Origin of the sequence: Streptomyces lasalocidi (genome assembly GCF_005280215.1) — a bacterium.
Lineage (GTDB): Bacteria > Actinomycetota > Actinomycetes > Streptomycetales > Streptomycetaceae > Streptomyces > Streptomyces longwoodensis.
This window is the reverse complement of sequence record NZ_SZNQ01000001.1, coordinates 6,209,298-6,223,031: the sequence shown is the minus strand read 5'-3', so window position 1 is coordinate 6,223,031 and position 13,734 is coordinate 6,209,298. Positions and strand designations below refer to the sequence as shown.

Annotated in this window: 13 protein-coding genes; 6 read left to right on the top strand and 7 right to left on the bottom strand. The window is 73.6% G+C overall.

All coding sequences use genetic code 11. The features are described 5' to 3' along the window. Positions 1–94: 94 nt before the first annotated feature. Positions 95–1,126, top strand: a complete 1,032-nt coding sequence (locus E4U91_RS28070) for a bile acid:sodium symporter family protein (protein WP_137309410.1) — start codon at positions 95–97, stop codon at positions 1,124–1,126. A gap of 7 nt (positions 1,127–1,133) precedes the next feature. On the opposite strand, the gene E4U91_RS28065 is transcribed toward E4U91_RS28070, so the two are convergent. Then, positions 1,134–2,453, bottom strand: a complete 1,320-nt coding sequence (locus E4U91_RS28065; RefSeq protein WP_137309409.1) for a sensor histidine kinase — start codon at positions 2,451–2,453, stop codon at positions 1,134–1,136. Positions 2,454–2,611: 158 nt separating this feature from the next. On the opposite strand from E4U91_RS28065, the gene E4U91_RS28060 reads away from it, so the two are divergent. Genes E4U91_RS28060 through E4U91_RS28040 form a run of 5 tightly spaced genes read left to right on the top strand, consistent with a single transcriptional unit; the run spans position 2,612 to position 8,065 of the window. Further along, a complete protein-coding gene (locus E4U91_RS28060; RefSeq protein ID WP_137309408.1) occupies positions 2,612–3,232 on the top strand; it encodes a hypothetical protein in 621 nt (206 codons plus the stop codon). 5 nt (positions 3,233–3,237) lie between these two features. After that, positions 3,238–3,969 (top strand): ABC transporter ATP-binding protein, encoded by a 732-nt coding sequence (locus E4U91_RS28055; RefSeq protein WP_168218172.1) that lies wholly within the window; start codon positions 3,238–3,240, stop codon positions 3,967–3,969. Beyond that, complete coding sequence (locus E4U91_RS28050) at positions 3,956–4,645, top strand: ABC transporter ATP-binding protein (RefSeq protein ID WP_137309407.1); 690 nt, start codon at positions 3,956–3,958, stop codon at positions 4,643–4,645. The genes E4U91_RS28055 and E4U91_RS28050 overlap by 14 nt, the downstream gene beginning before the upstream one ends. Further along, positions 4,642–7,284 (top strand): ABC transporter permease, encoded by a 2,643-nt coding sequence (locus E4U91_RS28045; protein ID WP_137309406.1) that lies wholly within the window; start codon positions 4,642–4,644, stop codon positions 7,282–7,284. Before E4U91_RS28050 ends, E4U91_RS28045 begins: the two co-directional genes overlap by 4 nt. A gap of 52 nt (positions 7,285–7,336) precedes the next feature. Next, a complete protein-coding gene (locus tag E4U91_RS28040) occupies positions 7,337–8,065 on the top strand; it encodes a response regulator transcription factor (protein ID WP_168218171.1) in 729 nt (242 codons plus the stop codon). 63 nt (positions 8,066–8,128) lie between these two features. On the opposite strand, the gene E4U91_RS28035 is transcribed toward E4U91_RS28040, so the two are convergent. The 6 genes from E4U91_RS28035 to E4U91_RS28010 all read right to left on the bottom strand — a co-directional run bounded on the left by E4U91_RS28035 (position 8,129) and on the right by E4U91_RS28010 (position 13,649). Continuing rightward, positions 8,129–8,797 (bottom strand): response regulator, encoded by a 669-nt coding sequence (locus E4U91_RS28035; protein WP_137309404.1) that lies wholly within the window; start codon positions 8,795–8,797, stop codon positions 8,129–8,131. Next, complete coding sequence (locus E4U91_RS28030) at positions 8,794–10,074, bottom strand: sensor histidine kinase (RefSeq protein ID WP_168218170.1); 1,281 nt, start codon at positions 10,072–10,074, stop codon at positions 8,794–8,796. Before E4U91_RS28030 ends, E4U91_RS28035 begins: the two co-directional genes overlap by 4 nt. A 27-nt stretch (positions 10,075–10,101) precedes the next feature. After that, entirely contained in the window at positions 10,102–10,941 is an 840-nt protein-coding gene (locus E4U91_RS28025; protein WP_137309402.1) for an ABC transporter permease, read from the bottom strand. Next, positions 10,938–11,876 carry an ABC transporter ATP-binding protein gene (locus E4U91_RS28020; protein WP_137309401.1) on the bottom strand — a complete coding sequence of 313 codons (939 nt, stop codon included), beginning with the start codon at positions 11,874–11,876 and terminating at the stop codon, positions 10,938–10,940. The genes E4U91_RS28025 and E4U91_RS28020 overlap by 4 nt, the downstream gene beginning before the upstream one ends. A 475-nt stretch (positions 11,877–12,351) precedes the next feature. Then, positions 12,352–13,281 carry a M48 family metalloprotease gene (locus E4U91_RS28015; protein ID WP_137309400.1) on the bottom strand — a complete coding sequence of 310 codons (930 nt, stop codon included), beginning with the start codon at positions 13,279–13,281 and terminating at the stop codon, positions 12,352–12,354. After that, positions 13,278–13,649, bottom strand: a complete 372-nt coding sequence (locus E4U91_RS28010; protein ID WP_137309399.1) for a BlaI/MecI/CopY family transcriptional regulator — start codon at positions 13,647–13,649, stop codon at positions 13,278–13,280. Before E4U91_RS28010 ends, E4U91_RS28015 begins: the two co-directional genes overlap by 4 nt. Between the last annotated feature and the right edge of the window lie 85 nt (positions 13,650–13,734).

Here is a 13,734-nt window from a genome sequence, read left to right as displayed (position 1 = left end):
CCGTCCCCGTGCCGTGCCGGCGGTTACCTGAACGCATCCTGACTGCCGCGCGGCTTTCCCGGCCCGCCGGGTCCGGCCTGATCACGATGGGGCCATGCACATCAGCGCCGCGTCCTGGCTGCGGCACCGGCTCGGCCGCGCCGTCGTCCTGTCCTACGCCCTCGCCCTGATCCTGCCCGCCCCCGGCCTGTGGCTGCGCCGCCCCCATCCCCTGCCGCCGTCGCACCTGACGCTGCACACCGCACCGCTCCTGCTGTCCCTGGTGCTGTTCTCGGCCGGGCTCCAGGTCCCCGTCCGCGCGCTGGGTACCCTGCTGCGACATCCGAAGGCCCTGCTCGCCGGCCTCGCGCTGCACCTCGTGATCCCGCTGGCGGTCGTGCCGTTCGTCGCCTTCCTCTTGCGGCGCACCCCGGACACCGACGGCGGCAGCGGAGTGCTCACCGCGATGATCCTCGTCGTGGCGATGCCCGTCGCCGCCGGGGCGACCGTGTGGACCGACAAGGGCGCGGGAGATCAGCCGACGATGGTGGGTCTCGTCCTGGCCTCCACCCTGCTCAGCCCGCTGACCACCCCCGTGCTGCTGGCGACGCTGTCGCCGCTGCTCAGCGGCGGTTACGCGCACACCCTCGCCGCGACCGGCCGACTGGCCCAGGGCGGATTCGCCCTCACCGCCGTGGTCCTTCCCTGCGCGGCGGGCCTGCTGGGCGCACTCGTCCTGCCCGCGCGACGGCTGGGCCGCCTGGTCACGACAGTGGCGCCGTCGGCCATGGCCGGTTCGCTGGTCCTGACCTACGTAAACGCCAGCGGCGCCCTCGGCTCCGTCCTCACCCGGCCCCGCCCGCTGCTGTTCGCCGCTGCTCTGGCCGTGGCCGCCCTGGTCTGCCTGCTCTCCTTCGTCCTCGGCCGGGTCGCCGCCCACCTCCTGCGGCTGGAGGCGGCTACCGCCTCGTCGCTGACGCTCGCCTGCGGCATGAACAACAGCAGCGCGAGCGCGGTGCTGATCACCGCGTCCCTGCCCGACAAACCGCACCTGCTGCTGCCGGTCCTCGCCTACGGGCTGCTGCAGAAGACCGCCGCGAACCGGATCGTCACCCGGCTGCGACCGGCTCCCACACCAGGCACCTGAACCCTCCTCAGCTGCCGCCCTCGGAGCCGGGCTCCTCGCGGCGTACGGGGACGAGCAGGGTGAAGGCGGCTGGACGGCGGCCGGTCAGGCAGAGTCTGCCGCCCAGGGACACGGCCAGATCGCGGGCGAGGGACAGGCCGATGCCGGAGCCCTCCCCCGCGGCGGTGCGGCCGCGGTCGAACAGCCGGGACACCTCGCCGTCCACCGTGCCCTCGTCGGTCACATCAAAGGCGACGGCCTCCCCGAGATCGCGGGCCGTGAGGCGCACGGTGCCGCGCCCGTGGACGCGCGCGTTCTCCAGCAGGACGCCGAGGATCTCGGTGACCGGGGCGCCGAGGACGCGAACGTCGTCCCCCGTATCAAGGGGCCCTGCCTCCAGGCGTCTGCCGTCGCGGGCGAACAGTCCGTGCCAGCGCTCCTCGGTCTCGCGCAGCAGCTGTGACACGGGCGTGTCAGCGGCGGGCCGACGCGGCAGGCCGTGGAAGCGGGACAGGCGCAGCACCTCCTCCACCGTGCGGTGCAGGCGGCGCGTGGTGGCCAGGGCTTCCTCCAGAGCGGGCCGCAGCCGGGCGTCGTCGTCCTGGGCGAGCCCCGCCTCCAGGGTGAGCTGCAGCCCGGTGAGCGGGGTGCGCAGCTGGTGGGAGGCGTTGGCGGTGAAGTCGCGCTCGTGGCGCAGGAGTTCGGTCAGGCTGTGCAGCATCTCGTTGTGGGTGCGCGCGACCTGGTCGATCTCGGCGACGCTGCTGGGCGCGGCCCGGGCGCTCAGGTCGCCGGCGGTGACGGCCCGGCAGTGCCGGGAGAGGTCCTCCAGCGGCGCGGCCAGCACCCGCGCCTGCCTGCGGGCGACGAGGACGGCGACGGTCAGCGCGAGGGCGCAGACCCCGGCGAGGACAGCCCAGGCGATCAGGACACGGTCGCGTACGGCGGCTGCGGGCGAGGAGGCGCGTACGACGCCGATCACATGCTCGGCGTGTGAGACGGGTACCGCGACGACCAGGTCACCGCCCGGCCGGCCGCGTACCACCTCCGCGGCCAGCGCCCGTCGCACGGCCGTGTCGCCGGTGTGGGGGCCGGTGCCGGCCCGCAGCCGCAGCGAGGGGTCGTACAGACCGAGACGGCCGTCGGGCGGTGGCGCGGGCAGTTCCACGGGGTCGCCGGTCACGTAGTCCGGGCTGACGCGTACCGCCCCCGACAGAGCCGCCCGCTCCAGGGTGTCGCGCTGGTCGGCGTACAGGGACGACCTGATCGCCAGGGCCAGCGGGACGGCGAGGAGGACGACGGCGACCAGGGCGGCGGTGAGGGCGACTCGCACCACGCGCTGTCTCATGCCCCCATCCTGCGGGTCCCCGGCCGGTCCGTGAGCGGTCCGCCACGCGCTTTTGCCGTCGTCTAACCGTCGGCGTGCGGGGCGTTAACCGACGGCTCTCTAGCGTCGGTGACGTGGCAGGAGAGCAGGCCCCGGCAGTTCCTCGGAAAGGCAGTGGCATGTCGTACAAACGCAACTCCGCCGGCCTCGTCGCGGTGACGGTGGTCGCGGCGGTGATCGCGGGGTGCTCCGGAGCGTCGTCCGGGGCGCATTCCGGCTCCGGTGCGACGGCCCCGGTGCGGGCGAACCCGGCCCCCACCGAGTCGAACCCGCCCGGGGACATCCCCGACAACCAGGTGTTCGTGGCCTACCGTCCCACCGGCGGCTTCACCGGGTTCACGGTGAAGGTGCCGGAGGGCTGGGCCCGTACCGGCAAGGGCGGTGCGACCGTCTTCACGGACAAGCTGAACAGCGTCACCATCGCTACGGCCAGCGCCTCCACCGCCCCGACCGTCACCTCCGTCAAGAACTCGGTGGTGCCGCAACTCCGCAAGCAGGTGCCGAAGTTCGCTTCGCCGAAGGTGTCGCAGGTGACCCGTAAGGCGGGCCCCGTCGTCCTTCTCACCTACCAGGGCGACTCGGCCAAGGACCCGGTCACCGGCAAGGTGGTGCGGGACGCGTTCGAGCGGTACGCCTTCTACCGGCAGGGCCATGAGGTGGACCTGACGCTGTCCGGCCCGGTCAACGCCGACAACGTCGATCCGTGGCGGATCGTCAGCGACTCGTTCGCGTGGCGGTGAGGGCCATGCGCGCCGATCCGTCGGACGACGACGTGGTGCTGGCCGCCCGGGAGCTCTACCGCTTTTACCGGGCCGGTGAGGAGGAGACGCTCGCGTTGCGCGGAGTGTCACTGCGGGTGCGGCGCGGGGAGACGGTCGCCGTCGTCGGCCCGTCGGGGGCGGGCAAGTCGACCCTGCTGGCGTGCCTGGCCGGGCTCGACGAGCCGTCGGGCGGCGAGGTCCGGGTGGCGGGCGTGCGCATCAGCCACCGGCCCGAGACCGAACGCGCCCGGCTGCGCGCGCGTCATGTGGGCGTGCTTCTGCAGTCCCGCAACCTGCTGCCTCATCTGACCGTGCGCGACAACATCCGGCTCGCCCAGCACGCGGTGCGGGGCCGTCCCACGGTGCGGGCCGGGGCGCTGCTGGAACAGGTGGGGCTCGGGCGGCGGGCGGGCGCGCTGCCGCGGCAGCTGTCCGGCGGTGAGCTGGCCCGGGCCGGGCTCGCCGTCGCGCTGGCCAACTCCCCGGCCGTGCTGCTGGCCGACGAGCCGACCGGTGAACTGGACGGTGTGACCGAGGAGTTGGTGCTGCGGATGCTGCGGGACCGGACGGCGGACGGCTGCGCGGTGCTGATCGTGACGCACAGCGCGGAAGCGGTGCGGGGCGCCGACCGAGTGATCACACTGGACGAGGGGCGGGCTCACGAGGGATGCGAGGGAACCGCTCAAACCGAGGAGAGCAGCCATGTCCTCCGCTGACCTGCTCGTCTCCTGCCGGGGCGTCGCGCTCACCTTCGGCCGGGGCCCTACCGCCGTGGTGGCGGTGCACGGCACCGACCTGGACGTGCGCTCCGGCGAGCGGCTGGCGATCGTGGGTCCGTCCGGGTCGGGGAAGTCGTCCCTGCTCCATCTGCTGGCCGGGCTCGAACGCCCCACCAGCGGCACGATCACCCGGCCAGGGCTCCACGGGCCGCGGGACGTGGGCCTGGTCTTCCAGGCAGAGAGCCTCATCCCCGCCCTCGACGTCACGGAGAACACCGCGCTGCCGCTCGTCCTGGCGGGACGCCCGCAGGAAGAAGACCACCGTCCGGTCGCCGAGGCGCTCGACGTGGTCGGCGCGGCCGGGCTGGCCAACCGGCTGCCCGACGAGATCTCCGGCGGCCAGGCCCAGCGGGTGGCCGTGGCCCGCGTGCTGGCGCAGGCGCCGCGGCTGATCCTCGCCGACGAACCCACCGGCCGCCTCGACCACGCCACCGGCGCCCGTGTCCTGGACGCCCTGCTCGCGGCGGCCGACCGGACGGGGGCGGCCCTCGTCGTCACCACCCACGACCCCGCCGTCGCCGCCCGGCTCACCGTTCGGCGGGGCATGCGCGACGGCCGACTGCTCGCACCCGAAGCACCGCACGCGCCGGACCCACGAGGGAGCCTGTCATGATCACCGCCTGGGCGGGCGGACTGGCCCGCCACCGCATCGGACGGCTCCTGGCCGCCGTCGCCGGGATCGCCCTCGCCGTCGCCCTGGTCGCCGCGCTCGGCTCCTTCCTCACCGCGTCCAAGGCGACCATGACCCACCGGGCGGTCCGCTCGGTCGCCGTGGACTGGCAGGTCGAGGTACAGCCGGGCGCCGACCCGAACGCCGTCCGGTCGCTGGTGCAGGCCGCCGGCGGCACCCGGGCCGCCCTGCCCGTCGGCTTCGCCCGCACCACCGGTTTCACCGCCACCGTGGGAGGCAGCACCCAGACCACCGGCCCCGGCGTCGCGCTCGGCCTGCCGGCCGGCTACCGCAGTCACTTCCCCGACGAACTGCGCACGCTCTCCGGCTCCGGCACCGGCGTCCTGCTCGCCCAGCAGACCGCATCCAACCTGCACGCCGCCCCCGGCGACACCATCGGCGTACGGCTGCCCGGCGCCGGACTGCGGCAGGTGCGGGTGGACGGCGTGGTCGACCTGCCCCAGGCCGACTCGCTGTTCCAGAAGATCGGCGCGCCCCCGCAGTCCCAGCCGACCGCTCCCCCGGACAACGTCGTCCTCCTGCCCGCCGCCCGGTTCGCCTCCCTCACCCGGGGAGCCACCGACGTCACCACCCAAATCCACGTGGCCCGCGACGCGAAGCTGCCGGCCGACCCGGCCGCCGCCTTCTCCTCCGTGACGGGTGCCGCACACAACCTGGAGGCCAAGTCGGCCGGCTCCGCGCTCGTCGGCAACAACCTCGGCGCCGCCCTCGACTCCGCCCGCCAGGACGCCCTCTACGCCCAGATCCTCTTCCTCTTCCTCGGCGTCCCCGGCGCCGTCCTGGCCGCCGCCCTGACCGTGGCGGTCGCCTCGGCAGGCGGCGAACGGCGCCGCCGGGAACAGGGCCTGCTGCGGCTGCGCGGGCTGCGTCCCCGCCAGATCACCGCGCTCGCGGGCCTGGAGGCCGCGCTGGTCGGGGCCGTCGGCGGCCTGACGGGTCTCGGACTCGCCGCGCTGACCGGCCGCCTCGCCTTCAGCGCCGCCTCCTTCGGCGCGGGCGCGGGCACCTGGGCCCTCTGGTACGCCGTCGCCTTCGTCCTCGGCGTGGCCGTGGCCGCCGCTGCCGTGCTCGTGCCCGCCCTGCGGGACCTGCGCACGGTGACCGTCGCCGACACCAGGCGGGAGCCGCGCGGGTCGCGCTCGCCCTGGTGGCTGCGGTACGGCCTGGACTTCGCGCTGCTGACCGGCTCCTGGCTGGTCTTCCGCGCCTCCTCCGGCAACCAGTACGCCCTCGTCCTCGCCCCGGAGGGCGTGCCCAGCGTCTCCGTCTCCTACTGGGCGTTCCTCGGCCCGGCCCTGCTGTGGCTGGGCGCGGCCCTGCTGCTGTGGCGGCTGACCCTGCTGGTCCTCGCCCACGGCCGACCGGCCCTGGCCCGCCTAGCCCGACCGCTGACCGCGACCCTCGCCACGACCACTGCGGCCGTGCTGTCCCGCCGCCGGCGGCCGCTGGCCCGCTCCGTGGTGCTGCTCGCCCTCGCCGTGTCGTTCGCGATCTCCACGGCCGTCTTCAACTCCACCTACCGTCAGCAGTCCGAGGTCGACGCCCGCCTCACCAACGGCGCGGACGTCACCGTCACCGAACCGCCCGGCGCACAGGTCCGCCCGGGCGCGGCCGACACGCTGAAGGTCTCCGGTGTCCGGCACGTCGAGCCCCTCCAGCACCGCTACGCCTACGTCGGCGCCGACCTCCAGGACCTCTACGGCGTCCGGCCCGCCACCGTCGCCAGGGCGACCTCGCTCCAGGACGCCTACTTCTCGGGCGGCACGGCCGCGCAACTGATGCGCCGGCTCGCCCAGCGACCCGACAACCTGCTGGTCAGCGCGGAGACCGTGCACGACTTCCAGCTCTCCCCCGGCGACACCGTCAACCTCCGCATCCAGGACGCCCGTACGAGGGCCCTGCGCACTGTGCCCTTCCACTATGCCGGGATCGTCAAGGAGTTCCCGACCGCGCCGAAGGACAGCTTCTTCGTCGCCAACGCCGCCTATGTGGCGAGGGCGACCGGCAGCGACGCGGTCGGCGCCTTCCTGCTCGACACGAGCGGCAGCCACCAGCAGCAGATCGCCGCGCATCTGCGCAAGCAGCTGGGCACCGGCGCCACGGTCACCGACCTCACGCAGACGCGCGGCACGGTCGGCACCAGTCTGACCTCCGTCGACCTGGCCGGACTCACCCGGATCGAGCTGGCCTTCGCGGTGCTGCTGGCCGCCGGGGCGGGAGGGCTCGTCCTCGCCCTGGGCCTCGCCGAACGCCGCCGTACCTTCGCCGTGGCCACCGTCCTCGGCGCGAAGAGCGGCCAACTGCGTGGCATGGTCCTCACCGAGGCCCTGCTGCTGGCCACCGGCGGCCTGGCGGGCGGCGCCCTCATCGGCTGGGCCCTGTCCGAGATGCTCGTGAAGGTCCTGACCGGCGTCTTCGATCCGCCGCCCGCGGGCCTGGCGGTGCCGGGCGGCTACCTGGCCCTGACCGCGGGCGCGGCCGTCGTCGCCGTACTGGCAGCCGCGCTGAACGGCATCCGCAGCGCCGGCCGGCCCGCCGTGGAGGAGCTGCGTGACCTGTGAGCGGACGGGAGCGGGCGGGCCGCGCGCGTCGCCCGCTCCTACGCTGTCCAGCATGCGTACGCACGCGACCGCCGATCCGAGCCGTCACCGCGTCCTCGTCGTCGAGGACGACGACATCATCGGCCGCCACCTGGAGACCGGCCTGCGCGGCAACGGCTACGCACCGACCTGGAGCCGGACGGGCTCCGCAGCGCTGGCCGAGGCCACGCAGGCGCCGTACGACGTGCTGCTGCTCGACCTGGGACTGCCCGACATGGACGGTCTGGACGTCGCGCGCGCCGTGCGCGCCCGGCACCCGGACCTGCTGATCGTCATCCTGACGGCCCGCACGGACGACATCGACGTCATCGCCGGGCTGGACGCGGGGGCCGACGACTACCTCGTCAAGCCCTTCAGCCTGACCGTGCTGCTCGCGCGGCTCCGCGCCCATCTGCGCCGCCGGGTCGTCGCCACGCCACCGCAGGAACCCGTCCGGCTGGCCGACCTCGTCCTCGACGCCGTGGCCCGACGCTGCACACTGCGCGACGCGGACATCGACCTGCGTCCCAAGGAGTTCGACCTGCTCGCCGTCCTCGCCCGGCATGCTGGGGAGGCAGTCTCCCGGGAGACCCTGATGGCCGAGGTCTGGGACGAGAACTGGTTCGGCTCCACCAAGACCCTCGACGTCACCATGGCCGGCCTGCGCCGACGCCTCGCGCAGGCCGCCGGCGCCTCGGTCCCGCCCGTCAGCCTGCCCCGCATCACCACCCTGCGCGGGCACGGCTACCGCCTGGAACTCTGACGGGCCCCGCGGCGCGGCAGCAGCGAGCAGGCCGCCGGTCTTCCCGGCCGCCGCTCATCGGGTTCAGTCCGCGTTGGGCCGGGCGAGGCCGTGGTCGTAGGCGAAGATCACGGCCTGGATCCGGTCGCGGGCCCCGATCTTGGCCAGGACGCGGCCAACGTGGGTCTTGACGGTCGACTCGGAGAGCACGAACCGGGCGGCGATCTCGCCATTGGTCCATCCCTTGCCGACGGCGACGAGGATCTCCCGCTCGCGGTCGGTGAGGGAGACGAGCCTCGGGTCCTCGGCGGCGTCACCCCGGTGGGCGGGGACGTACTGGGCGAACTCGTCCAGGAGGCGGCGAGTGAGGGTGGGCGCGATCACGGCGTCGCCGGAGGCGACGGCGCGGATCCCCGCGAGGAGCTCGTCGGGGCGCGCGTCCTTGAGGAGGAAGCCGCTGGCCCCTGCCCGGATCGCGGCGTGGACGTACTCGTCGAGGTCGAACGTCGTGAGTACGAGGACGCGTGAACGGCCGCCGGCGGCGACGATGCGGCGGGTGGCCTCGATGCCGTCCATGCCGGGCATGCGGACGTCCATCAGGACGACGTCCGGGCGCAGTTCGGCGGCCTTGCGGACGGCCTCCGCGCCGTGGGCGGCCTCCCCGACGACGTCGGTCTCGGGGACGGAGTCCAGGAGCAGGTGGAAGCCGTAGCGTTGCAGCGGCTGGTCGTCCACGATGAGGACAGTGGTCACCGGTCACCGCCCCGGGGCGTGAGGTCGAGGACGGCTTCGACGCTCCATCCTCCGCCGCCCGTCGGCCCCGCGCTGACGGTGCCTCCGTACAGAGCGGCTCTTTCTCGCATGCCCACCAGGCCGTGCCCTTCCTCGTTCGGTGGTCCCGGCTGTGCGGCCGGGCCGGTGTCCTGGACCCGGATGCTCAGCCGGGTGTCCGTCACGGCGACCGCCAGGTGCACCCGGGCGTCGTCGGCGGCGTGCTTCATGGTGTTGGTGAGGGCTTCCTGGACGATGCGGTACACCGTCAGCTGGACCCCGCCGTCCAGGGCCTCCACGTCGCCGGAGGTCCGGTAGACGACCTCCAGTCCGGCGGCGCGCACCGTGGCGCACAGCGCGCCGATGTCCGCGATGCCGGGCTGCGGGCTGAGCTCGGGCCCGTCGGCCTGACCGTCCCCGGCCTCGCGCAGTACGCCGAGTACGCGCCGCAGCTCGCCGAGGGCCTGCCGGCCGGTGTCGCCGATGAGTTGCAGGGCTTTCTTGCCCCGTTCGGGGGCGACGTCCGTGGCGTAGGCACCGGCATCGGCAAGCGTGATGATGACGGACAGGTTGTGGCCGACGATGTCGTGCATCTCGCGGGCGACCCGGGTGCGTTCGGTGGCGGCCGCGAGTCTGCTGCGCTGGTCGCGCTCGATCTCCAGCCGGGCGGCCCGGTCCCGCAGTCCGGCGAGCTGGGCCCGGCGGATGCGCACTACAAGGCCGAGTGCGAGCGCCGCGGTCGCCGTGCTCAGCAGGAAGAACAGGGCGTCCCAGACGGAGACGGCCGAGGACGCGCGGACCGCGACCAGCAGCATGGCTCCCGCCATGACCGCACCGGCCCACGGCAGCTGCCGCAGCCGACCGTGCAGGGCCAGGCTGTACAGGGCGACGAAGAGCGCGACGTCCGCGCGCAGCGCCGCGCCCAGGGACCATTGGAGGACGAACACCGCGGCGATGACCCCGAAAGCCACCATGGGCTTGCGCCGCCGCCACAGCAAGGGCAGTACGAGTCCTGCCTGCAGTGCCAGCATTCCCGCGAGGGGCAGCTCGGTGAAGGCGAGCCGGAAGCGGCGCGGGCCGTCGCCGTCGTCCACACCGTCGCGCAGCAGGTCGGGCAGGCAGAACATCAGCAGGACCACAGCCACGACCACGGTGTCCAGCACCCAGGGATGTGTCCGGTCGGCCTGCCGCAACCGCTGGCCGCCCCGGGACAGCCGGGCGACCAGCGGTCCCATGCCGCTGATGTCATCGGTGGTCACGGACGTCACCTGTCCATGGTGCGGGCGTCAGACGTCGGTGCGCGCGAGCCGGTACGCCGCGCCGCCCAGCGCAAGCGCCGTCCAGCACAGGAAGACCAGCAGTCCGGCGCCCGGCGACAGGGACGTCGAGTCGTGGGTCAGTGCGAACATCGACTCACCCGCGTTGGACGGCAGGTAGGGGCTGATGTCGTCCCGCCAGGAACTCGGCAACAGGGAGACCAGCCCCGGGATCAGCATCAGAGCCGCCACCAGCACCGAGATGCCCCCGGCCACGGACCGCAGCAGCGCGCCCAGCGCCACGCCGATCACCCCGACCAGGCCGAGGTAGAGCCCGGCGCCCAGCAGACTCCGCAGTACACCAGCGTGCGAGAGGCTCATCGCCGCGGGCGTGCCCGAGACGATTCCACTGCCGAACAGGAAGGCGACGAACCCACCCACCGTCCCCACAACCAGTGCGACCAGCCCGAACACAGCCGCCTTCGACCACAGCACGGGCAGCCGACGGGGCACCGCCGCGAGCGTGGAACGGATCATTCCGGTGGAGTACTCTCCCGCCGTGACCAGCACGCCGAGCACGCCCAGGGCGAGTTGGGCGAAGTTCGTACCGAAGAGGGACAGGCTGACGGCCGTCGAGTCGGCGAAGTCCCGGTCCATGTGGCCGGAGTCGATCCCCGACTTGTAGCGGCTCGCGGAGATCAGGCCGAAGGCCACCAGGAACAGCAGGCCGAGGCCCAGGGTGATCCAGGTCGAGCGCAAAGACCACAGCTTGGCCCACTCGGAGGAGAGCACGCGCCGTCCCGTCACCCGGTAGGCGGGGCGGACGGACGTGGTCCTGGGTTCCTCCGCGGTCGCGGTGAGGGTGCTCACGCGGGCCTCCCGAGGGTGTCGATGCCGGTCGTGGTGCCGTGGTACTCCACGGCATCCCTGGTCAGGTCCATGAACGCCTCCTCCAGCGAGACGCTTCGCGCGCTCAGCTCGAAAAGCGCGATGCCGTGTTCGGCGGCCCTCAGCCCGATCTCGCGGGCGGTCAGCCCGGTCACCTGCAGCTCCTCGGAACCGATCCGGCCGGTGACATCGACGTCCGGCCCGGCGAGCACGTCCCGCAGCCGTGCCGGATCCTGGGTGACGACCTTCACCGTGTCCCCGCCGGCCTCACGGATCAGGTCGGCCACGGTCGTGTCGGCCAGCAGCCGCCCGCGTCCCACGATGATCAGGTGGTCCGCGACCAGGGCCATCTCGCTCATCAGGTGGGAGGACACGAACACCGTCCGACCCTCGTCGGCGAGCCCTTTCAGGAGGTTGCGGATCCAGAGCACTCCTTCCGGGTCCAGCCCGTTGACCGGCTCATCGAGCATCACCGTCTGCGGATCGCCCAGCAGCGCCGCCGCGATGCCCAGCCGCTGGCCCATCCCGAGGGAGAAGGCGCCGGCCCGCTTCTTCGCCACACTGTCGAGCCCGGCAAGGCCGATGACCTCGTCGACCCGGCTGCCGGGAATGCCGTGGGTGAGTGCGAGTGCCTTGAGGTGGTTGTACGCCGAGCGGCCCGGGTGGATCGACTTGGCCTCCAAAAGGGCGCCGACCTCCTGCAGCGGAGCGCGGTGGCGAGCGTAGTGGTGGCCGTTCACGGTCACGGAGCCGCTGGTCGGGGCGTCGAGGCCGACGATCATGCGCATGGTCGTGGACTTGCCCGCGCCGTTGGGCCCCAGGAAGCCGGTCACCGTGCCCGGCTTCACCACGAAGTCCAGCCCGTCCACGGCCGTCTTCTCGCCGTACCTCTTGGTCAACCGCCGTGCGTCGATCATTCGCGTTCTCCCTGTCGGGCTCCGGCGTCCGTCACTTCGGACGCCTCACCCGCAACGCTAGGTGCCGAATCACCCGGATCCCGTGGTACCAGGAGGCTGTACCGCGGCGGGCGCGTAGTACCGCGGTACTACGCGCGCTGGCTGGCAAGGAGGTACGCAGGCGACCGCGGCGGTCGGGGACCCCGTGTCCACCGCCCGCGCCCTCGCTCGGGCAGCGCTCGCGGCCGCCGCCGGAGGCCGCCGCACGGACTCGGCTTCACCGACCGCGCGGTATCCCGCCGTGTCACCGCCCTCCAGGCCACCGCACCCGGGTGGCCGCCGACGGTGACCGTCCTGGCGCTCGGCGCCCTCACCGCGCTGGGCGCCGCCGACGCCACAGGCGACCGGCTCGGCTGCTGGAGCCGGTCCTCGCCTGAGGATGATCACGCGGCGGGCCGATTGGGCTTCCGGCGGTGGGCCGCCGGGGCCGAACCGGTCAGGGAGCCTCCTCACCCTGGGCGACCTCGACCTCGTGGTGGAAGTCGACGACGCCTGCCGCTCCGGCGGTGACGGACAGGACCGTGCAGGCCACGAGGAGGAACGCGGTACGACGGGTGGCCCGCGGGCGCGTCCGGGCGGGTGCGAGAAGCGCCGCGACGCGTTGCGGCACCGGTCCGGTCGTCGCCGCGGGTGCGAAGTCCGGTCGGGTGGAAGGGGAGGCGTTTGCGGCGAGGGCGGCGCGGGCGATGGCCGTGGCGATCAGGCGCCGGTCTCCGGTGACCTCGGCGGCGGCCTCGTCGGCAGCCCGCTCGGCGGCGAGCCGGATGGTGGCGCGGGTGGTACGCAGGGCGGGGTGGCAGTGGGCGGCGAGTTCGGCGGCGGCCAGGAAGTAGTGGTGCCCGGCCCGGTTGTGGGCGCGCTCATGGGCGAAGAGGGCCTCACGCTCGGCAGGTCCCAGACTGCGCAGCATGGCGGTGGTGACGACGATGCGGTGGGGCCGGCCGGGCAGAGCGTACGCGTCCGGATCGGGCGATTCGACCACGCACAGGTCACCTGCGGCGGGGCGGCGGTCGGCCTGCGTCCGGGCGGTTCGGAAGGCGCGGGTCTGCCGGAAGGCCGAGCGTGCGAGAGTCCAGACGCTGAGGGTGAGCACCCCGGTGGCCGCCATGGCGGCGGGGAGGACGACGTAGTCCGAGGGGGTCCGCAGGGGGTGGACGAGTTCGCCGAGGCCGGCGAAGGCGGGGAGTTTGAGCAGTCCGGTCAGAACGAGGGCGCCGAGAGCGGCGATGCAGGCTCCCGCCAGCGCCAGGGCCGAGGCGGTGAGGACCCACAGCGCGGTGGCGGGGGCCAGTCGGTCGAGGGTTCGGCGGGCCAGCTTCGGCGCGGGGAAGGGCAGGATCAGCGGGAGGAGCAGCAGAGCGGTCATCGCTCGTCACCCTCCAGGAGCCGGCGCAGATGCTGCTCGTCACCGGGACTGAGCTGGGCCACGAAGCGGGCCAGAACCGTCTCCCGGTCGGTGTCCCGGTCGAGTTCGGTGTGCATGCGCCGGGCGGTCAGGCCGGGCGCGTCCTGGACAGGGAAGTAGGCATAGCCGCGGCCCTGCCGCTCCCGGCCGACGACGCCCTTCTCGTACAGGCGGGTCAGTATCGTCGCCACCGTCGTCCGGGCCAGGCCGGAGCCGAGCTCGGTCCGCACCCGCCCTGGTGTGAGCGGGGCCCCGGCGGCCCACAGCGCGGCCATGACGGCGGCCTCGAGCTCGCCTGCCGGCCGCCGCTCGTCCCTCACGTCGGTCATGGAAACGTTCCTCGCTCCGCCATCGTCTACAGTTCAATAGACCGTCTACAAGATTGTAGTCAGTCGCCGGATGCCGCCGCGCCAC

What these genes read in the sequence shown, in the direction of transcription:
- E4U91_RS28070 (WP_137309410.1), top strand. Translation starts at nt 95, where the DNA reads ATGCACATCAGCGCCGCGTCCTGGCTGCGGCACCGGCTCGGCCGCGCC.
- E4U91_RS28065 (WP_137309409.1), bottom strand. Translation starts at nt 2,453, where the DNA reads ATGAGACAGCGCGTGGTGCGAGTCGCCCTCACCGCCGCCCTGGTCGCC.
- E4U91_RS28060 (WP_137309408.1), top strand. Translation starts at nt 2,612, where the DNA reads ATGTCGTACAAACGCAACTCCGCCGGCCTCGTCGCGGTGACGGTGGTC.
- E4U91_RS28055 (WP_168218172.1), top strand. Translation starts at nt 3,238, where the DNA reads ATGCGCGCCGATCCGTCGGACGACGACGTGGTGCTGGCCGCCCGGGAG.
- E4U91_RS28050 (WP_137309407.1), top strand. Translation starts at nt 3,956, where the DNA reads ATGTCCTCCGCTGACCTGCTCGTCTCCTGCCGGGGCGTCGCGCTCACC.
- E4U91_RS28045 (WP_137309406.1), top strand. Translation starts at nt 4,642, where the DNA reads ATGATCACCGCCTGGGCGGGCGGACTGGCCCGCCACCGCATCGGACGG.
- E4U91_RS28040 (WP_168218171.1), top strand. Translation starts at nt 7,337, where the DNA reads ATGCGTACGCACGCGACCGCCGATCCGAGCCGTCACCGCGTCCTCGTC.
- E4U91_RS28020 (WP_137309401.1), bottom strand. Translation starts at nt 11,876, where the DNA reads ATGATCGACGCACGGCGGTTGACCAAGAGGTACGGCGAGAAGACGGCC.
- E4U91_RS28015 (WP_137309400.1), bottom strand. Translation starts at nt 13,281, where the DNA reads ATGACCGCTCTGCTGCTCCTCCCGCTGATCCTGCCCTTCCCCGCGCCG.
- E4U91_RS28010 (WP_137309399.1), bottom strand. Translation starts at nt 13,649, where the DNA reads ATGACCGACGTGAGGGACGAGCGGCGGCCGGCAGGCGAGCTCGAGGCC.